This window comes from Flavobacterium agrisoli (genome assembly GCF_016522065.1).
Taxonomy (GTDB): Bacteria; Bacteroidota; Bacteroidia; order Flavobacteriales; family Flavobacteriaceae; genus Flavobacterium; species Flavobacterium agrisoli.
The window spans coordinates 1,178,934-1,200,220 of the sequence record NZ_JAEHFV010000001.1 but is presented as its reverse complement, the minus strand read 5'-3'; the positions used below and the strand labels follow the sequence as shown (position 1 = coordinate 1,200,220).

Sequence of the window (21,287 nt, the reverse complement as noted above, 5' to 3'; positions counted from 1 at the left end):
TATGTCGTCGCCTTTCTTTAATCTGAAATCATTTCAGATTCTTCTAAAACCCTGTTTCGTATGAAACAGGGTTTTTTATTGGTCTCAGATTCGGGTTTAAAACCTGCAATTTATTGCAGCACTTTAGTAATGCGAAAAAAGGGGATCAATCCTAAAAGTTGGGGAGGAATAGAAGATTTCCTAACTTAGCCATCAAATAAATACTCTTTGGAAAATTACATAGAACTCTTAAAACTTATCCTTCCTGAATTAATCGTAGAATATTTGGATCAAGAACAAAACTTGGGAATTATTTCAGGAACTTGTTACAATGTTTTGAGTTTTGTGTCTAAGTAGCTTAAAATTTCTGTTGTAATGGGTTTTGATAGAAATTCAATTACGTTAGGGTATTTTTTTGACTTGCTGATGTCTTCAGGGTCAATTGTTGAGGAAAGTACTATTATTGGGATTGTACTAAAAACCTTGTAATTGACTAGGCTAAATTGCTCTAGGAATTCCCAGCCATTCATAACAGGCATATTCAAATCTAAGAAAATTAGGTTTGGCATTTTATTATGAGTTGAATCAGTTAGGTAATTATCAAAAAGTGACAATGCTTCTTGCCCATTTTGAGCGGTAATAACCGTGTTAGAAAAATTAAATTTTGCAATAACTTTTTTGCATAACATTAACGCTATGGGATCATCATCAATGCATAATATGGTTTCAAACATCTTAATTTAAAATTGTTTTATAGCGTAATTGTAAATTCGGTACCAACATTTACTTCGCTGTTAATTGTAATTGTCCCACCCATTGTCTCTACTTGTGATTTTACAAGATATAAACCAAGTCCTTTGCTGTCAGGAAAATTATGAAATCTTTGGTATAAACCAAATATTTTATCTTGGTTGGTGCTTAAATCAATTCCTATTCCGTTATCTTTAAAATGAATAATTGTCTTATCGTTTTCTCTTATGGCTGTAATTTCAATTTCCAATGGTGTTTCTTCCTTTTTGTATTTAATGGAATTGGTGACTAAATTTAGTATAATGCTCTCTAAATACGATTTATTGGTTTTAAGAGTTAAATAGGAATCAAACTCAAGGTTGATTAAAGTTTTACTTTTTTGAATTTGAAAATTTAATTGGGATAAAACATTTGAAAAGGCATCTTTTAAAACAATTGTTTCTTTTTGAACTGAAGGGTTGTCTTTAATGACAATTACCTTGACCAAATCATTAATGGTTTCGCTTAAAAGCTGTGTTGACTTTTTAAATCCGTCTAAAATTTCCGAAAGTTCATTATCTGTAATTTCAATATCATCGATTAAATTTAATAAACCGGTTAAATTGGATAATGGTGCTCTTAAATTATGCGAAGTGATATAAGAAAATTGCTTTAAATCTTTGTTGTTTTGAGTCAATTCACGGATAAGTTGTTCTTTTTCTTTTTCGGCTTTTTTAACTTCTGTAATATCACGTTGTATAGAAACCCAGTGCGATAATTTCTTTTCGTTATCAAAAATTGGAATCATTGAAAATTGTACCCAATAAATATCACCATTTTTTTTGTAACTAAGCAACTCAGTAAAACATTCTCTTTGGTTTTTTATTTCACCGATTAACCTTTTAACCTCTTTTTCATCTGTTTGTGGTCCTTTAAAAAGAATTGGAGATTTTCCTAAAATATCCTTAGCTTCATAACCCGTCATGGTGGTAAATGCCGGATTAATGTAAATGATGGTCAAAAAAGGATTGTTTTTATCTCCCGGTTTGGTGATAACTACGGCATCTTTGGCTTGTGTGATGACGGTTTCTAACAATTTTAAACGCTGCTCTTCCTCTTTTTGATTGGTAATGTCTTGTAAAGCACCAATCATTCGTATGGCTTTTCCGTTTTTATCTTTTAATAAAAAACCTCTGTCCAATACATATTTGTAGGTTCCATCAGCACATCTAAAACGGTATTGATCCTGCCATTTTTCTGTTTTTTGCTCTAAAAATGCATATAATTTGACAGACATTTTAATACTATCTTCGGGATGGATATTATTAAACCACCATTTGGACGAGTTGCCTACGTCTGTTTTTTTATATCCAAAAACGTTATGAATACCTTTATTCCAAATAATTGTATCTTCTTGTATTTTCCAATCCCAAATAGTATCGCTGGTTGCTTTTGCTACTATATTGTATTTTTCGTTCGATTCGTTAATTTGCTGATTGATTTTTTTTAAATCATTAAGATTATTTTTATTGATTTGTTCGTTTTTAACCAAGATGTATTTGAACAAAAAACCAATTAAAACAATAAACGTAAGGTCTTTTAAAAAGCTAAAATGAAGGTAATCTAAATCAGAATAATTAGATACTAGGAATTTGTGGCAAACAATGGCCAAGAACAATGAAATAACTAGATATACTAAAATAATTTGAGTAGTTTTATTTTTCATTACCCAAATATAAATAATTAACTTAATAATTTAATATTTAAATTTTTCCTATTTCAAGCCCAACATTGTCCTAAGTTTTTATATTGAAATAGTTACCTGATTGTAAACTATTTTAGAATCGTTTTTTTTATCAAAATAAAGTGTACCTTTGCAGCCATTAAAAAGAACAGATGGAATCTATTAGAAACATTGCTATTATTGCTCACGTCGATCACGGTAAAACCACTTTGGTTGATAAAATTATGTATCACTGTCAGTTATTTCGTGAAAACGAAAACACAGGTGATTTGATCCTTGATAATAACGACTTAGAACGTGAAAGAGGTATTACCATTACTTCAAAAAATGTATCCGTATCATACAAAGGAACAAAAATCAATATTATTGATACTCCTGGACACGCCGATTTTGGTGGAGAAGTAGAACGTGTTTTGAACATGGCTGATGGTGTTTGTCTTTTAGTAGATGCCTTTGAAGGTCCGATGCCACAAACGCGTTTTGTATTGCAAAAAGCAATTGATTTGGGGTTAAAGCCTTGTGTGGTTATTAATAAAGTAGACAAAGAGAACTGTACTCCTGAGGAAGTTCATGAAAAAGTATTCGATTTAATGTTCGAATTAGGTGCTACTGAAGAACAATTGGATTTCCCAACGGTTTACGGTTCAGCTAAAAATAACTGGATGTCTGATGATTGGAAAAATCAAACCGAAAACATCGAGCCATTATTGGACATGGTTATTGCTAATGTTCCAGCACCTAAAGTTTCGGAAGGTACTCCACAAATGTTGATTACCTCTTTAGATTTTTCCTCTTTTACAGGACGTATCGCTATCGGTCGTTTAGAAAGAGGTGTTTTAAAAGAAGGAATGCCAATTTCTTTAGTAAAAAGAGATGGAAAAGTAATCAAATCTAGAATAAAAGAATTACATACTTTTGAAGGTTTAGGTCGTAGAAAAGTTGAAGAAGTTGTTGCGGGAGATATTTGTGCTATTGTAGGAGTTGAAGGTTTCGAAATTGGAGATACTATTGCTGATTTTGAAAATCCTGAGGCTTTACAAACCATTGCAATTGATGAGCCAACAATGAGTATGTTGTTTACCATTAACGATTCGCCATTCTTTGGTAAAGAAGGTAAATTTGTAACTTCCCGCCATATTAGAGATAGATTGACAAAAGAGCTTGAAAAAAACTTAGCCATGAAAGTGGGCGAAACGGATTCTGCTGATAAATTTATGGTTTTTGGACGTGGTGTATTACACTTGTCTGTTCTTATTGAAACCATGAGAAGAGAAGGGTACGAACTTCAAATTGGTCAGCCACAAGTTATCATCAAAGAAGTTGATGGTGTTAAATGTGAGCCAATTGAAGAATTAACGATTGACTTGCCAGAAAATTTATCTGGACGTGCTGTAGAATTTGTTTCTGTTCGTAAGGGAGAAATGCTTTCTATGGAAGGTAAAGGAGATCGTATGATTGTTAAATTTAATATTCCGTCTCGTGGAATTATTGGTTTACGAAATCAATTGTTAACAGCAACAGCGGGTGAAGCGATTATGTCGCACCGTTTTATTGGATATGAGCCTTATAAAGGTGAAATTCCAGGACGTAACAACGGTTCTTTGATTTCTATGGAAAACGGTAAAGCAATTCCATATTCTATCGATAAATTACAAGATCGTGGTAAATTCTTTGTAGATCCGAACGAAGATATTTACGAAGGTCAAGTTATTGGAGAAAATACACGTAGTGATGATATGACAGTTAACGTTACGAAAACCAAAAAACTTTCTAACGTTCGTTCATCAGGAGCTGATGATAAAGCACGAATTATTCCTGCTATCAAATTTTCTTTAGAAGAAGCTTTAGAGTACATTCAAAAAGATGAATATGTTGAAGTTACTCCGAAATCACTTCGTTTGAGAAAAATCTATTTGTCTGAAACAGACAGAAAAAGATATAAAATTTAATAGTACGATTTCAATATCAAAAATCCCAAATTTCTCCCGAAAGTTTCGTGAGGAGTTTGGGATTCTTTTTTGGAATTGCTTATCGCTTTAAGCTAAAATGACCTTTCAAATTGCGTCCATCTTCTAGCGTGATGGTGTACCAATAGTCATCAGCAGGCATTGGGTTTCCTAAAAAGGTACCATCCCAACCTTGGTTAGAGGCTAAAATTTGTTTCAGTAATTTGCCATAACGATCGTAAATGAAAATTTTCGTAGCATTGCTTTTATTTTCGATTATTCCTTTAATGTTCCAATAATCATTAAATCCATCATTGTTTGGAGTGAAATATTTTGGAATTCCGAGAACCGCAATGGTTTGATGAATAGCTCCACAGCCATTTTTATCATTTACATACAATTCATGAATACCTGGCGGGACATTTTCAAACGTATTTGAGTCTTGAAACGGACCGTTTGGTAAATCAATGCTATATTGGTAATCACCTTGTCCAGAAACATTCGCAGTTACGGAATTCGAATCGGATAAATCGGATATTGTAACCGAATTTAAAAGGGCAATGTCAGAAGCCGTTACAATAATATTTCTAGTTCTATCGCAACCTTTTGCCGTAGTAACTACAACCGAATAAACACCTTCTTCGTTTACTTCTAAAGTGTAATTATTTTCATTTGGTAAAATGTGGCCATCTTTTGACCAGATAAAGGTATAATTTTCAATAGGAGAATTGTCGATAATACCGGCATTTAGGGTTTTAAAAAACTCAGGCAGATTCGAACAAACTAATTCGTCGTTACTCGAATCATCATTGGTATTAATGTTGGGTTTTGGATTTACTTGTAGTTTTAAATACGTTCCTAATCCAAAGCAAGAATTATCTAAATTACTATCAATTCGAACCCAGATAAGCTGTTGATTGGGTATTGTATTTCTGTAATTTGTAGGGTTTGCAATGTAGTTTGTTTCGGCTAAAGCATCTGTTTCGTTTGTGTAAAATGTAATCGAATAGTTAGAAGAAGCAGAAGGTAAAAGATTAAAAATGTCATTTGAAATTTCGGTTAGGTCAAATGAGGCAATTCCGTCGTAATCATTTTCATTAGCATTCACGAAATCATCGCAATTTTCTAGTGTTTTTTGAAATGAGGAGGGGATTTGAGTAGTAGAGACAATTAATTGTAATTCGGCAATGCTGATACACCCATTCGTGTTTTCGACTCTTGACCAAACGCTAGTGTTGCCCGTTGTAAATGCAATCGGATTGGTGATTTTTTGGTTATTATCGTTTGAAATAGCTCCTGCTCCGGAAGTAAAATAAGTGAAAACTTCATCTGTATAATGAGCAGAGATGGCATTGTTTTTTTCGGTTAAATTAAAAGTAGTAATACCATCTGTATCATCGTCGCATTGTATAATGGTAATTGGAGAAGTTAAAATGGGTAAGGTTAAGATATTTAGTGTTGCTGTGCTGGAAACAACCTCACAAATAGTATTATTTTTATGTATAATAACTCGGTATTGATAGGTTATGGAGGCTGTATTGGCTTTTATTTGAAGTGATTTAGTTTGTGCGCCCGAATAGACGTCACCATCCAAAAGATTGGTCCAAAATACGCCTCCATCTGTTGAAAATTGCCATTGAAAAGTATCCGCATTAGAGTCGATTGTTAGAACAGCCGTTTGCAATTCGCATACTGTTTGGCTTTGAGGTTGGAGTGTTATAATAACAGGATTAGCACTTTTGTAATTGATGTTTGGCGTTGTATAACCATCTGCTCTACTCGTTACGAGTCCGTATGCATTTACGGTTGTAGGGATTGGGCCTACAATTCCGTCAGAATCAGAATCGGTAAAACCCGCCTCGATAACATCATTGCAACCATCATTATCACTGTCTAATTCGGTAAAATTCAATTTTCCATCCGAATCAGATTCTAAAATAACATAATGTAAAATTCCACTGTCAGGATTGTTTTCTAAAATATCTGCTAAACCATTCAAACCAACGACTAATCCTTCGATAATTCCGTTATTGTTACTATCAGGTCCATTACTACCCGATTCTTCCAAATCGTAAATTCCGTCATTATCACTATCCAAATCCAAATAATTAGGAATTCCATCTAAATCGGTATCCAGTAAATTGGTTGTAGTTTCAAAAACATCATCAAGTCCGTTTTTGTTAGCATCTTGATTAGATAAGGCAATCGGAGTGGACTGATTTTCGATTACATCAGGAATTCCATCGTTGTCCGAATCCAAATCCAATTGATCCGGAACACCATCGCCATCGCTATCTTTAGGAATACAAGTGGCTATCAGTTTAAAAGATGCGTTATTGCCGAGCTCATCCAGTAAATTTTTATGGGTAATTTTGAAAGATTTGGTTTGATAAGATTGAAATGAAAATGTTCCAGTTCCAGCAGGAAGGGGTACATTTCCGTTAAGTCGAAATCTGATTTCAAAAGAAGAAAATTCGGTTACACCGCTTTCATAAATTCCATCATAATTGGTATCAATTAGTAGTTGCCCTGTAGGATTTAAAACCGTCACGGTCTTGTCAATATCGGAATTAATACGATATTCTGAGTTGGGATTTAATAAATCGGTTGTGTTTGCAGAACTTACATATTCTAGTTTCAGATTTATAGGATGTCTAAAAAGGGTTTCATACGAAACAAAAGCTCCCTTTCCGGCTTCAATTTGGGTAACAAAACTGCCGTCTGAATTTCCAACAAATGGGGTCGGAGTGGGAGCAGTAGAAGTCGAAATTATTCCGCTAAAATCATTCGTATAATTTCCCGATGAGATTGAACCATTATTTGGATTTGAAGTATTAACCGCTTTATCTCCATACGATTCGGTGCAATTGGGAATTCCGTCGTTATCATAATCGATATCGATGTTGTCATTTGCTGCATCATTATCGTTGTTAATTGGACAGTCGCAAACCGGAATTTTATCTGAATATTGATCGCTCAAGCAGCCCGAAATACTTCCAATTACGTGATAAAATCCAGGCACAGTTGGACTGTAATTGTTGTTGGTTGCTCCTACAATTAACTGATCATCTTTGTACCATTGAAAAGTGTCATACGAAGATAAAGTGTTGATTTTTAAATTGACATTCGGAATACAAGCCGAATTTGTTAGCGTAATTTTACTGGTTACAATTTCTGGTTTCAAGTCAAAACCCGAATAATAACCGCCATAAGTTGCCGCTCCATTGGTTCCAAAATACGAAACATACACTTGTTTGGTAGAGTTTACGGCTATATTACCATACAAGTTTGAGATCGTGTAGCGCACAAAAGCATCATTTCCAATAATCGGAATGGGAGTTGTGGTAATCAAATTATCATTAAGCGAAACAGTTGCTCCTTTTTCGGTTACAATATTTAAAACACCCGAAAACGAAGTGTAGCCGATAGATTGTATTTCGGGAATATTGTCAACCGTATTAGGTGTTGAACAATTGAGCGGCGGTACAAAAAACATGTTTTGATTGGCAGGTCTTTGTGTACTTGTTTCGTCGGAACCTCCTATACTTTGGTAGGCAAAAACATTTTGACTTGCTTTAACGTATAAATTACCATTATTAAATTGACTTCCATCTAGCGCTATATGTTCCCCTGCATTAAGTGTGGTTATAGGGGTTGTATTTTCATTTATAAAAATTTCAGTTTGGTTGGTGTGAGCGACTAACAAAACGCGTTCTAATTCGTCGGTGCCAACTCCTTTAACAAAGATGTATTCTTTTCCAGTTTTTTCTAATGGAACAATTTGATCAAAACCAACGTCTCTTCCTATTGGGCCACTTGTTCCGTTTTGATTTCCAATTTCGGTGCTGTTGCTTCCCCCAAAAGAACCCGAATTCACCACGATAGGTTTATCCGAAGTTACCAATGCTCCAATCATTTTAGAACTATTCGAGATACCATTATCAGTTAAATAATTTTGCAGGGCCATTACGTAACTTTCATTTTTATTCAGGGTAATCACAATATCTCCTGTTACGGGTTGTCTGTTTAAAATTTGGGTTCCTGAAGGTAAATTAGAAATGGTAACTTTAGTTGCATTTTCGGTAGCTAAAATCGATGCGAAATTTAGTAAAGTCTGGTCGTACAACGGATTTAACATTGCTCCCAATCTAAAAGTGGTTCCAAGCGCGCTATTTCCTTTCGAAACCAATCCTCCAGCATGATTGTATGTTCTAATACCTAACCCCGCATTTACTCGAACACTTACATAAATCAAATCTTCCGATTCAATTACATATCCTTTGTTTGCAATAATTCCGGTATTATTGTCAGGAGTAAACAATTGCGTGTTTTCACCATTTCCAATTTCATAAGAATAGGGCGAAGTCCTGCTTACGGTGCCATTAATTACTGCACCTCCGTTGGCAATAATTTTAAAATTTACATTCTCGGGACTGGGTGTCGAAATGTATAAATAATGATCGCCAGCAATTATATTTCCCGAAACCAAAGGTGGAATATAATGGGTTTTACTAAACTGAGCAAGGCAGCTAATTGAAAGGAAAAATATAAAGAAGTGTACTTTTTTTATCATTTTATACAAATGTGTTGCCGTTACCAATCTCTTTTTACTCTGTAAAGCATTTAAATTGCGTTCCTTTTGTTTTAAAAATAATTTTTAGCATTCAAAAAACCTAAATTTTTGTTTTATAAAAGATTACACGCCTAACAAATATACTATAAAACTTTGTTGGCTGGTAATGTTGCTTTTATTAAAGCGTAAAGCCGTAAATTTGTGGCAAATTATATGCAGAATGAGTGAAAATTTAATGTTTTATAAAAAACCGTCGTATCCTATAAATGATGCTTTGGCCGAATATCTAGACCGTTACGAACGAACTTCGAAAGTTTCGATGTTTTACGATGATTTGTTGCGCTTTTCGGGCTCTATCAATGTGTATGATAAAAACAACAAAGACACACTTTGGATTAGGGTTTATTATAGTGAATTTGACAGAAATGAAATCGACTTAAATTTGAAGAAAATTTATTCACTTTTGCATTCGGATGGAAATAGCGAAATTATTCAATACCTCAATGTAGATGCTATCGACTACTGTACTTTTGGTAACTCGAAGCCGTTTCGGGTAAAAGTGAGAAATATTTTAAACGATAACTACGTGCATTTTTACATCAAAAAGGCCGATGCTTCACGTATTTATGGACTCGAATTTGAAGAAATTTTGTCGCCAGATAAAATTAACTTTTTGGTTTATAAAGATACTTTAATTGAGGAACACATTATCGGAATTCCGGGTGATGTTTTCATGGAAACACTTTTGCAAAATTGTACCGAAATGGAAAAATCGCAAATAGCCAAAGAGTTTGTTAAGTTTAACGAACGTTGTATGATTCGGCTTTTGGGCGATATGCGCGCTTATAATTACGTTATTGTCCCGATACACGATTTTGATCAAGTGGTGTATAAAATTAGAGCGATCGACTTTGATCAGCAATGTTACGAAGGAAATTTTAAAGTATATCGGCCGCAGTTTTTTAAAGAAAATGCGCCCATGATTAATTTAATTAAAGAGAAATTAGAAGAACGTTCTATTTTTCAATATAAAGATGAAGAACGTGCCATTATGGCCAAACGAATTCATTCGGCCGAAAACCGAATTCGTAAATTACTTCAAATTATGAGGCACGATACGATTTCATCTCAAGAAAACCTGAACCAGTTGAAAATGGAATTGTATCGCTATACCAACGATGTAAATTTTAAAAATGCCCAATCAATGGGAAATATTATGGGAGCTGCTTTTGCATTTATTACCCGTAATTTTAAAAATACAAATGTGTTATAAAAATTGCTATGAAAAATATTTTGTACCTATTGGCTGCATTGGTCCTGTTATCTTGCCAAAAAGATTCGTCTGAGTTAAAAACGAAATTTTCGTTGCCTAAAAAACTCAAAGAAGTTTCTGGAATTACGTATGATGCGCAAAATAAATTGCTTTGGACTTTGGAAGATAGCGGCAATGCGAATGCTATTTATGCGTTAACTTCGGAGGGAAAAATGCTGCAAAAGTTGCCTGTTGAAAATGCAAAAAATGTAGATTGGGAAGATATTACACAAGACCAAAACGGGAATATTTATATAGGCGATTTTGGAAATAACGACAATACCCGAACCGATTTGTGTATTTATAAAATTGATAAAAATGAATTGAATAAAGAAAAAGCAACTTCTGTTTATAAAATTTCATTTTCGTATGCTGATCAAACCGAATTTCCTCCTAAAAAAACAAAAATGGTATACGATGTAGAGGGGTTTTTCGAATTTCAAAATTACTTTTATTTGTTTACCAAAAACCGAAGCAAAAATTTTGATGGCACATCGTTAGTATACAAAATTACGAATAAAGCGGGGCATCAAAAAGCAAAATTGATGGGCAGTTTTAAAACCTGTTCTAATTACAATCATTGCGCCATAACCAGCGCAGCCATTAGCCCGAATCAAAAAAAAGTGGCGTTGTTATGTCATGATAAAATTATTCTTTTTCAGGATTTTATCCAAGATTCTTTTTTAGATGGAAATCGAAAAGACATTGATTTAAAACATTTTTCCCAAAAAGAAGCAATCGTTTTCAAAGACAACCAAACCGTTTTAATTGCCGATGAAAAAACCAATAAAATAGGAGGTAAGGTTTATGAATTTAGTTTGAAGTAGCTTATAAAACCTTTGCAACTTTGCATCTTAGCAACCTTCTCCTAAAAACTAAAACCAACTCCAAAAGAAAACCGTCCTCTTTCATGAGGCGCCTGAAAATAAGTAGCTCGAGCCGTTAAAAAATTAATAGCATTCAGCCACAATCCGCCACCATAATCATGATGCCAAGTGTTGGATGCTACGCCATCAAGCCAAACTTTTCCGTAATCAAAACCTCCTAAAAGTCCATACGAAAGCGGAATTATACTTTTGCGTATTTTGCCGATATTCCAACGTAAATCGGTACTTTGAGCGTAATAACTGTTTCCTAAAAAGCGTTCGTTTCGGTATCCTCTCAAATCAAAATCACCACCTAAAGTGGCACCTTGGTAAAACTCATAATTGTCGTTAAAAATAGTTTTGGCTTTAAAATTGGTAGCAAAAACTAATTTTCCGTTCGCATCCAATTTGTGCGCAAAACCTAAATTACCTTCTAAAGCAGGAAAATTACGTTTGTTATCATCGAGATTACTTATCCAACTTCCCGCAATCGAAAAATTAATTCCCATAGTTGGCATGGTTAAAATATCGGCATTTATAAAACTGTATTTTACTTTAACGCCTCCAAATAACTGATTTAAAAACACGGCTGGGTTTACAATTCCGGGAAGGTTTACATATCTATTTTCGGTGTGTTCTACTTCGTATTGTTCAAATTTTGGCTGAATACTAATTTCGCTTCCAAAACGGCCAATTTTTTTAAATGCGGGCGCAATTTTTATTTTTTGAATTCGCACTCGATTATAATTCATTCCAAATTGGTCATCGTTATTTTGCGTATCATTTCCGTATCCAAAAAAGTTAATGGTAAAATTCGGGGTTGTAAATTGCGCTTCTACATCAATTCCCCATTTTCCGAGTACTTCTGGGAAATAACCGTTGTAATTTAATTCGACTCCTTCGGTTGCAAAATAATAATGTCCTTTTAAAACATGTTTTTGAGTAAACGGATTTTGTTTGTATTGGTTAACGGTGTAACTCGAAGTGAAACCAAGTTTAAAGCCATCATCGGGATTATAACCCATTGTTGGAACTCCGGAAACCACATTGTATTTTGGTTTTTCGTAATTGTACCAATTCAATGTATAATCGTCACTGAGTTTGGTAGTGGTTTTAGAATCAACATCAAAAGTATTTTTCTTCGATTTAAAATCGTAAATTTTTACTTTTTTACCATTCGAAACCAAATACGAATCGTTGTTTTGTCCACCAATCAAACGAATTTTAATATTCGATTTTTCTTTTCCCATAACTTCATAAACATCATCATCATCCAAACCATAAACCCACAAATTTTTGGTTGCAGGATTTCGGTATTCTTTGGCGTATAAAAATTCCTCTCCCTCTTTTTTCAATCGATAAACACGCACTTCAAGCGTATTTTTGGATTTGTGATGGATTACAAACTTGTCTTTTTTATTAGTACCCACCACCAAAACAGTATGTTGTAAAACAGCATAATATTCGGCAGCATATTTTTCTAAATCATCTCTGCGTTGTTTTAAATTTTGTTTGATTGTTTGCAAGGTTTTGTCCTGAACTTCTTTAGGTATATTGGCAAATGCCGTTTCTATATCTTGATCCGATAAATGGGTTTTTATGTAAGCGGCTTGTTTAATCCAATCTTCTTTTGTAGCTGTTTTTAAAAAGGCCAAATCAAGCGGATATGGTTCGCGATTGAGCCATTTGATGTTGTCAATTTCCTTATCAAAACTGCGCATGTGTCTAATGGCCGGAATATTCATGATGATTAAAAAAGCAGCGCCGTCAAATTTAGGAAAGGCTTGGTCGCGGTCTCTCGGAATTGGAGTATAAACCACTTTGTCCTCTTTTTTATATTCTGCCCAACGCCATTGGTCGTCGTGCCTATCCCAATCGCCAATAAGCATGTCAAACAAACGCGCCTTGATGTATTCGGTTTGGTCAACACTGTATTTTTCGTCTTTTTGAAGGTTTTTCATCATGTCGATTGTACTAATAATATCGCTAGGAGGTGTTTTACCAAATGTTTTAACTTCCTTCTGATTATCGGCTACACGTTCTTCAACCAAATACAATTCATCCCCAAAATTAGAATTGTATTGCCCCAATTTATTTTGTTTCGGAATGTAGTATAAAAACGGATTGGTATGCGCTACTCCAATTTTTTCGGCCATATCTCCAATGGCAAATGGCGCATAAGGATAGGCGGTGGTGTAAAAATCGAACAAAAAACCTTCGGTGTAGGTATCAGCAAAATCGTCTACGATGTATTGGTCTTTGAATGCGACCGATTGCAAAAATTGAGTTGCACTTTTTTTCATGGCACGCATCACAAATTCGCGGCCTTGTTGGTCTTCTATTCGAAGTGATTTGGATTGATGTCCTCCGCCTTCGCGAGTTGGAGTTACCCCTCCAAAAAGTGTATCCAAAGTGGCTGTCTTGGCTTCAACCGGAACACTGTAATAAGTACGGTAATGTTTTCCAAATAAAAATTTATGAAGGAAACTTTTTTTCGTCATTTTAGTCGAATAAATCGAAGCTGTTGTGTTTGGCGGAAAGTTAGAGTTGTATTTTGTGGTAGTAATAGTGTCTTGGGGTTGAATAATTGTTTTTTCAAAAAGCAATTTTTCGGAATTGTTTTCATTTCCATAAAAAGACACTTTTACCACTCCATTTTCATAGATATTTAGGGCAGCATAACCATTTCTACCATACGAAAAATCGTGTTTTCCAACTGCTTTTGCGGCTTCGGATTTAGAACCGGCACCACTAATAATTTGGGTGATGTTTTCTTTTTGAATAAATTGTAAATTGTGATCGTGTCCCGAAACCACAATGATGTTTTTTTGTCCTTCAATAAGCGTTTTGATGCGTTTAGAAAAAATAGTGTATTGTTTGTTTTGCAAATCTTGCGGACTGGCGCCACTTGTAGCACGAAGAAAATTAATTAGTGAGCCAATAACCGGTAACGGAAATTTATTTTCAAAAGGAAATAACTGTTTTTCTGCCGAAAATTGTCCGCCGTGCGTACCGTTTGTCATCAAAGGATGGTGGATGGCCAAAACAACGGTTTTGTCTTGGTTTTTATTTAAAAGACTTTCAAATTCTGCAAAAAAATCTTCTCGCGTTTTTATTTCGCAATCGTCATTTATTGTAGGATGTTTGTCCCAATCTTCTAAAAACCATTCGCTATCAATGGTTATTAAAGTTAGGTTATCATTGAGTTTTTGATCGTCGATAGCGCACCCTTTTAGAGGTGAAAATGATTTTTTATCATCTAAATAATTCGTTACAAAATCCGATTGCAATTCCAAACCTTTCAAACCACTGTACCAATCGTGATTACCCGGAATAAAAACGGTATTTCCTTTAAAACCTTTGGTAAGTAGTAATTGATTGGTGAGTTTTACTTGCGATAAGGAATCTTTTTTATGAGTAAATCCAAGGGGATAAATATTATCGCCTAAAAAAAGTAAAGTCGAGTTTTTAGAAGCTTTCTCTAAACGTTCGAGCAAAAGCGAAAGTGTTTTTTGAGATTGCGGTTCGTCAGCATTTCCAGCGTCTCCTACTAAATAAAAGGTATGCGCAATTTTTGCAGAATCAACATTGTTTATATTGGTGGTTTCTTTTGCTTTTTTGCCAAATTGTTCCTGATGTGTAGCGCAAGAAGTCAGTAAGAGGCTAAAAAGCAGTAAATAGAGATTTGCTTTAATTTTAGTTTCAAAATGTATATCCGAAAACAATTTCATAATTTAGTAGAATAAAATAGTTTATGAGTCTAGTAGAAAAATCCCGAGATTTCGTTAGTTGTTTACTCAAAGATAAACTTTCCAATTCATATTCGTATCATAATTTTCAGCATACAGCTGCGGTTGTAGAAGCTGTTGCAGAAATTAGCGAGCACGAAAAAGTGAGCGCGGCCGATAAAGAAATTCTTTTGGTTGCGGCTTGGTTTCACGACACGGGTTACACCGTAAATTTTGAAAATCACGAAAACGAAAGTGTAAAAATTGCCACTGATTTTTTAAAAGATAATAAGCAAAATGAGAATTTCATCGGGCAAGTTTCGAAACTGATTTTGGCTACAGACAAATTTTACAAACCTCAAAATCAGCTTGAAAAAATTATTCGCGATGCCGATTACATCCATTTAATTTCGGACAAGTATTTTTCGAGTTGCGAATCGCTGCGAAAAGAATGGGAAAATATCGAAAACCTTTCGTTTTCTAATCTAGATTGGAATAAAGAAAACATCGATTTTTTGGCCAACAAACACCAATTTTATACCGATTATGCACAAAAAGTTTGGCAGCCTTTAAAAGAAAAAAACATGGAAAAGGTAAAGGAGAAAATAAAAAAATTGGCACAAGAAAGCGAATTGGAAACTCCCACAAAGCCCAAAAAGAAAAAGAAAAAGGTTGAAAAACCCGATCGAGGCGTTGATACCGTTTTTCGGGTTACATTGGGCAATCACACTCGTTTAAGCGGAATTGCCGATAGCAAAGCCAATATTTTACTGTCGGTAAATGCTATTATCATTTCGATTGCGCTATCAACGATTATTCCAAAATTAGACAGTCCGAAAAATGCGCATTTGGTTATTCCGACTTTTATCATGTTGATTTCGAGTGTGATTACCATTATTTTTGCGATTTTGTCTACGCGACCTAAAGTTACCAAAGGTTTTTTTAGCCGAGAGGATATTGATGACAAAAAAGTAAACTTGCTTTTTTTTGGAAATTTCTACAAAATGCCCATCGAAGAATACGAATGGGCGATGAATGAAATGCTCAGAGACCGCGATTACCTATACGGAAATATGATTAAAGACCTTTATTATCTGGGCATCGTCCTCGAAAAAAAATACCGTTTGCTCCGCATTGCCTACAATCTTTTTATGATAGGGATTATCATTTCGGTTATTGCCTTTGTTTTTGCTTTTGTGTCGGTTAGTGTTTAGATAGCGGTAATTATCAGCATGAAAGGAGAAAATTCAATAATGCGACAAAAAAAAATAACTTACAAAATTAACGAATGCAGAATCTAAAAAAATATATAAAAATCATAATTATAGTTGCATTTATTATAATCATTAGTAAAATAGATTTTGGAATTATAAACGGATATTTTAAATCGGATATTGAATTTTATCAAACTAATCTAAATTATTATAACAAGTATATTGCTTCTATTTTTGTTTTCTTATCTTTTCTCTTTCTATATTTTAAAAACAGAAATAAGCCTAAGTCAAAAGATCTAAATTTAATTTCGCCAGAATATTTAAAATTTTCACCCATAATAATATTTATCGCATTAGTTATTTATTCGGATTTTGACAAAACAGCAACAAATTGTTCTCTAATTATTAATAAACTAAAACAATTAAGCTCAGCCACAAGAGAATTCAAAATTGATTCTTATGATGAAAAGAATAAGCAATTGAGATTAGCTGTAGAAAAAGAACTAGAATCTGGAGTATTTACAGAAGAATTGGAATTCTATAAAATGGAGGAAGTTGTTTATAAAAATTTGGTAGACAAAGAAAATATTAAATTGAAATTTAAAATCGGATTATTAAAAATACCTTTTGAACCAGAATATGAAAAATAACTACTGCCAACAGCCGGTTACAATAGATTTGCTGATTTAGTGGAATTATCAGTTTTTAGCATATTTTCATTTAGCAGTAACAATTCAGTTTCAAAACCCGTAAACCGCATGAGATTGTGTATTAAAATTAATTGTTTATGAATCATTACGTTCTAATTTTATATATTTGTACGTATAAATAATTAAGGATATGGATACTAAACTCACATTAAAGCTTGATCAAGAAATAATAGAAAAAGCGAAACAGTATGCGTCTGAAAAAAAAATAAGTTTGTCTCGACTTATAGAAAATTATCTTAATTCATTGACTTCTGAAAACAGAGCAGACGACTTACAAATTTCGCCATTTGTAAAAAGCCTTTCATCAGGAATTAAAATTCCAGCTGATTATGATTATAAAAAAGATCGTGCCGATTATTTAGAACAAAAATACAAATGAGCAGAATTTTTTTAGACACCAACGTACTATTAGATTTATTAGGAGAAAGAGTTCCTTTTTTTGAAGCTATTGCTAAAGTGGCTACCTTGGCAGATCAAAAAAAACTAACGCTAATTGTTTCTCCTCTTTCCTTTACAACAATAGATTACGTTTTGAATAAATATGAATCTTCTGAAACGGTTTTGAATAAATTTCGAAAGTTTAAAATAATCTGTGAGATTTGTAACGTTAACGAAGAAATAATAGACAAAGCATTGAATTCGAATTTCAAAGATTTTGAAGATGCAGTTCAATATTTTACTGCTTTACTCGCTAACTGTTCCCTGATTATTACCAGAAATGGAAAAGATTTTAAGAATGCTACAATTCCGATTATGACTGCAGAAGAGTTTTTAAGTAGCATTTCGTAAAGTAATAACTTGAACTAAACGGTTAAAACTATTCACGAACTACCAAATGTAGTGCTTAAGTTCGCAACATAACTTCTCTGAAAAACACTCCTTTTGGTTAGTCAAAAAATTTAATTCAATTCATTAAGTAAATCTTGATAACTGATTTTTTCTCTTGACTTTTTTTGAGTGTTTTTAACTTTTACTCGAATTCCTTTAAGTCCAGAAACACCCTGTAAGTCTTCAATTTCAAATTGCTCAATTTCGGGTTCTAAGATATTTTTAAACTGCAGGTATTTGATGTATTTTAAATACTCGCTTTCTTCTTGTGAGTGCGAATAAACAATGGTTATTTTTTCTTTTTCGGTAATGCGCTCTAACGTGCCTTTGATGTGGGCTTTGTCGATGCGTTTTTTTACAATTTCATATCTTGCATTGTAAGTTCCATCGACGTCAAATCGTTTTTCATCCATTCGAAAACGAATCGAAATAGGCGAACTAAAAGCCAAAATCAACGAGGTAACATCCAATTCATAAGGCAAAGAAGTTTTTAAATAATGGTGTTCCAATTCCATTTCGCACAGTGTTTGTAATTGCCATAATCGCAAATTGTGCAAATACAAAATATCAAAAGGCTTACTAGGCGTGATAGAAGCGCCAATGTATAAATTATGTTCTACGCCGTCTGTTTTAAAACGTTCGTAATAGTGCGGATAAATTTGTTGGGCTTCTACTTGCTTTTGGTCTAAAATATTGGCTAATTTTTTATTGATAATTGCCATTGCATTGTCAAACTTTTTGCGCTCGTGGTAAAACATGCCCGATTTTTCATCTAAATTTTCAAAATACAATGCCTCGCGTTTTTTGGTTTCGGGACTGCTTTTAGGATTTTTTAATAGCGGATGAATTTCGGTTTCAATGTAGCGCTGAATTTGTTGCTCGGTGTCCGCTCTTAAGGGTTCGTTAAGTTGCTCAAGCTGCGATTGCAATTCGAATTTTCGCTGTTCTAAAAGCATTAATTTGCTGATTTCATTTTCGGTAGAAACAATATCCAATAACATCGACAGTTGTTTTTTTAAATCTTCTTTTACCGTTTTATTTCTGAAATTAGAAGAGCTTTTTACATCAATTTGACCGTAAAGAGGATAGACTTCTTTAAAAATAATTTCTTTTAAAATGTAATCTTTGGTGTGGTTTAAGGTATCAAAATATTTCTCAGATTCTTGTTTGAATTTCCAATACACACTCGGGTGAATCGTGGTATACTCGCGTTGTATAATGGCTTCAATTTGGTGCTGTTTGTCGGTATTGTAACGTTCTATAGTATCTACCAAATAAGGTAAAATCAAATCTAATTTGGTAGCGTTAACCGAATTTAATTCACGAGCTTTTTCCGAAACCAATTCAATGATTCCAAGTAATTTATCGTCTTTTAAAATTGGGGCAAAAACACAACTTTTAATATTTTGATGCAGTAAATGTTGTCCCATTATTTCAGATCCTGGCAAAAGTGCAAATTGCTCCACATTTGAAATAACAAAAGGTTCGCTGTTTTCGAGTAAGTTGTTAAACGAGCAACCAAAAAAAGGATTTCCACAATCGATTTGCTCGGTATCCGACATTATAAAACTCTTAATATCATTTTTATATTGTTTAGGACGAATGAATTTTTTTTCTTCTGAATTGTAAATGACAAAGCCAAAATGCAGGTTTTCAATTTTGAATATCGATTTAAAAATATTCTCAATTTCTACAGTCGAACTGATTTTTTTTATATCCGATTTAATCAAGTTTGTTTTTAAAATCGAAATGGCATTTTCGGTCGTGGCATCAAATAAAGTGATAATGCCAAAACCTTTCAAAATCCAACTTCCTTCCGGAAATTTTTCTTTCCATAAATCAATGGCATTATAATTATCAATCAACAAATCAATGTCTTCTTGTGTTAAGGAAACGGCTTTTTCGGTCGGAATAATTTCCATGAAATCGGCATTGTACAAAATGCGATAATGATAAATGACACCGTTTTTATCAGGAATATCATAAAAAAAAGGCTTGTTGAAATCGATGTTTTGTTTGTAATAGGCTTTTAAAATCAAACAACAATTGTTGATGTAAAATTGATGCGCATCGAAATTCCGAATGGACATATCAAAGTCGGATCCGGCATTGGCCAGAATATTTTTAAATCGTTCGGTATAATTGAACGTAAAATTTTGAAAGGGAATGGTAACGGCTTTTATCTCGTTATGCGTTAAAGCAGTCGGAAATAAATCGGCTAATAAATGCTGAATGATGAGTTCGTATTTTTTAATGTCAGCATAATCGGTTATACCGTTTTTTAACTGCGGAATGGCCTCGATTTCTTTTAAAATTGCCTTTGCATAATCGGCACGATACATAGTGTCGGTTGTTGCAATTTGCTCTAAAATTTCGATTAATTTATGAAAAGAAATAATCGTTTGAAACGGACTTTCTTTGTAGATATGATAATTCATAAGCCGAAGAATTAAAGTGTAAAATTACTCATAAACCGCGTTTAATTGTGTTTTTTTAATGAAAATCTGCTTGGAATGTGTATTTAAATAAAAAATCCTCAACAGCTTGTTGAGGATTTTTAGTGTAAAAGTAAATTGAAAATATAACTAATACGGTATTGTTAGCTTTTTTGTTCTTTATTAAAGTAAACCAAATAGTAATACATTTGTTTTTCTTCGTCCCAGCCTTTTTCAACAAATTTTTCGGCACTTTCCGGGTTGATGAAATCCATTTTAATTTGAATGTTAGTATCCAAATTGATTACATTTTTAATGGATTTTCGAGCATCCGAAACAGCGGCATTGGCAATAGGAAATGAGGTAATGTCTTCGATGCTGTATTTTTCGCCTTTGTCTACTTTATAATTTTTAAACTCCGGAATCAAATCGGGGTTGTCTAAGACTTCGTTCAAAAAGGCGGTTTCTTCAAACTCATCGTTTTTGGCAAAATAATTTACCGAGCGGTTCATAAACATTACTTCTTCCTTTTTATCTTCGGCCGGAAGTACTACATCTTTGGCAAAATTCTGGCAGAATTTCAAGTATTTTTTAGTGATGAAATTTTCGTCTTCAAAAGCATCAACACTCAAAAAATGTTCCAACCAATAACGGGCATCGTAACGGTTACTATCAACCGTTAAAATTTTGTAACCTTCTTCTTTTTTATAGTTGAAAATCAAACAGCCTTTATCCAATTTGCTCAAGTTGATTCCTTGTTGCAAAATCATTTCTAAATTGCTGCCTTTTTCTTCAAATTGTAAAAAATCCGCTTGTAATTCACTTTTAAAAATCCCAATTGCATCTACCACATTATTATCAATGCTTAAATTGGTCAAATAAGTCACATAAACCTCTCCATTTTTAATGTGCGGATGATTGGATTGCTCGTATAAATGTTTGGTTATTTTTTTAGAAACTTCGTGCAAATTGCTTGGATTTTCAAAAACTTCCGATGCAAATTTGTACATGTCGTTGTAATCCAAATCAACCTCATGCGCAAACTGATAATAGTTTTCTTCTTTTTCTCTAAAAGGCTTAAAAAAATACTCTTTAATTAAAGGTGCAATTTCGTCGTTTAAATTAAAAGTTTGTTCCGATAAAAAAATCGCTTCGTTGCGACTTTTGTTTCCCACCCTGTGAATAGCTAGGGTTTCGATGTGCGTGTTGAAAAGGTTGATCAT

14 protein-coding genes are annotated in these 21,287 nt (G+C 33.6%); 8 read left to right on the top strand and 6 right to left on the bottom strand.

Going from position 1 to position 21,287, the window contains the following annotated elements:
• Window positions 1-60 precede the first annotated feature (60 nt).
• Entirely contained in the window at window positions 61-189 is a 129-nt protein-coding gene (locus tag I5M07_RS16045) for a hypothetical protein (protein ID WP_262894769.1), read from the top strand.
• A gap of 116 nt (window positions 190-305) precedes the next feature.
• On the opposite strand, the gene I5M07_RS05150 is transcribed toward I5M07_RS16045, so the two are convergent.
• Complete coding sequence (locus tag I5M07_RS05150; protein ID WP_200105121.1) at window positions 306-713, bottom strand: response regulator; 408 nt, start codon at window positions 711-713, stop codon at window positions 306-308.
• A gap of 17 nt (window positions 714-730) precedes the next feature.
• Entirely contained in the window at window positions 731-2,434 is a 1,704-nt protein-coding gene (locus tag I5M07_RS05145) for a PAS domain-containing sensor histidine kinase (RefSeq protein WP_200105120.1), read from the bottom strand.
• A 170-nt stretch (window positions 2,435-2,604) separates the two neighbouring features.
• On the opposite strand from I5M07_RS05145, the gene typA reads away from it, so the two are divergent.
• Window positions 2,605-4,401, top strand: a complete 1,797-nt coding sequence (gene typA / locus I5M07_RS05140) for a translational GTPase TypA (RefSeq protein WP_200105119.1) — start codon at window positions 2,605-2,607, stop codon at window positions 4,399-4,401.
• 79 nt (window positions 4,402-4,480) lie between these two features.
• On the opposite strand, the gene I5M07_RS05135 is transcribed toward typA, so the two are convergent.
• Window positions 4,481-8,971 (bottom strand): T9SS type B sorting domain-containing protein, encoded by a 4,491-nt coding sequence (locus I5M07_RS05135; protein ID WP_200105118.1) that lies wholly within the window; start codon window positions 8,969-8,971, stop codon window positions 4,481-4,483.
• A gap of 220 nt (window positions 8,972-9,191) precedes the next feature.
• On the opposite strand from I5M07_RS05135, the gene I5M07_RS05130 reads away from it, so the two are divergent.
• Window positions 9,192-10,244: a hypothetical protein gene (locus tag I5M07_RS05130; RefSeq protein ID WP_200105117.1), complete on the top strand. Its 1,053-nt coding sequence runs from the start codon at window positions 9,192-9,194 to the stop codon at window positions 10,242-10,244.
• An 8-nt stretch (window positions 10,245-10,252) separates the two neighbouring features.
• The gene (locus I5M07_RS05125; RefSeq protein ID WP_200105116.1) at window positions 10,253-11,110 is read left to right on the top strand and encodes an SdiA-regulated domain-containing protein; all 858 of its coding nucleotides are present in this window, start codon (window positions 10,253-10,255) and stop codon (window positions 11,108-11,110) included.
• Window positions 11,111-11,151: 41 nt separating this feature from the next.
• On the opposite strand, the gene I5M07_RS05120 is transcribed toward I5M07_RS05125, so the two are convergent.
• On the bottom strand, window positions 11,152-14,880 hold the full coding sequence (locus tag I5M07_RS05120; RefSeq protein WP_200105115.1) for a metallophosphoesterase: 3,729 nt from the start codon (window positions 14,878-14,880) through the stop codon (window positions 11,152-11,154).
• 23 nt (window positions 14,881-14,903) lie between these two features.
• On the opposite strand from I5M07_RS05120, the gene I5M07_RS05115 reads away from it, so the two are divergent.
• The 4 genes from I5M07_RS05115 (at window position 14,904) to I5M07_RS05100 (ending at window position 17,590) form a co-directional block, all read left to right on the top strand.
• Window positions 14,904-16,091 (top strand): Pycsar system effector family protein, encoded by a 1,188-nt coding sequence (locus I5M07_RS05115; protein WP_200105114.1) that lies wholly within the window; start codon window positions 14,904-14,906, stop codon window positions 16,089-16,091.
• A gap of 74 nt (window positions 16,092-16,165) precedes the next feature.
• Window positions 16,166-16,741 (top strand): hypothetical protein, encoded by a 576-nt coding sequence (locus tag I5M07_RS05110; RefSeq protein ID WP_200105113.1) that lies wholly within the window; start codon window positions 16,166-16,168, stop codon window positions 16,739-16,741.
• Between the two features lie 190 nt (window positions 16,742-16,931).
• Complete coding sequence (locus I5M07_RS05105; protein WP_200105112.1) at window positions 16,932-17,180, top strand: DUF6364 family protein; 249 nt, start codon at window positions 16,932-16,934, stop codon at window positions 17,178-17,180.
• Window positions 17,177-17,590, top strand: coding sequence for a type II toxin-antitoxin system VapC family toxin (locus I5M07_RS05100; RefSeq protein WP_200105111.1), 414 nt, complete (start codon window positions 17,177-17,179; stop codon window positions 17,588-17,590). Before I5M07_RS05105 ends, I5M07_RS05100 begins: the two co-directional genes overlap by 4 nt.
• A 110-nt stretch (window positions 17,591-17,700) precedes the next feature.
• Here the strand turns inward: I5M07_RS05100 and I5M07_RS05095 are convergent, their stop codons facing one another.
• Window positions 17,701-20,067 (bottom strand): GAF domain-containing protein, encoded by a 2,367-nt coding sequence (locus tag I5M07_RS05095; RefSeq protein ID WP_200105110.1) that lies wholly within the window; start codon window positions 20,065-20,067, stop codon window positions 17,701-17,703.
• Between the two features lie 161 nt (window positions 20,068-20,228).
• On the bottom strand, window positions 20,229-21,287 hold the full coding sequence (locus I5M07_RS05090; protein ID WP_200105109.1) for a nucleoid-associated protein: 1,059 nt from the start codon (window positions 21,285-21,287) through the stop codon (window positions 20,229-20,231).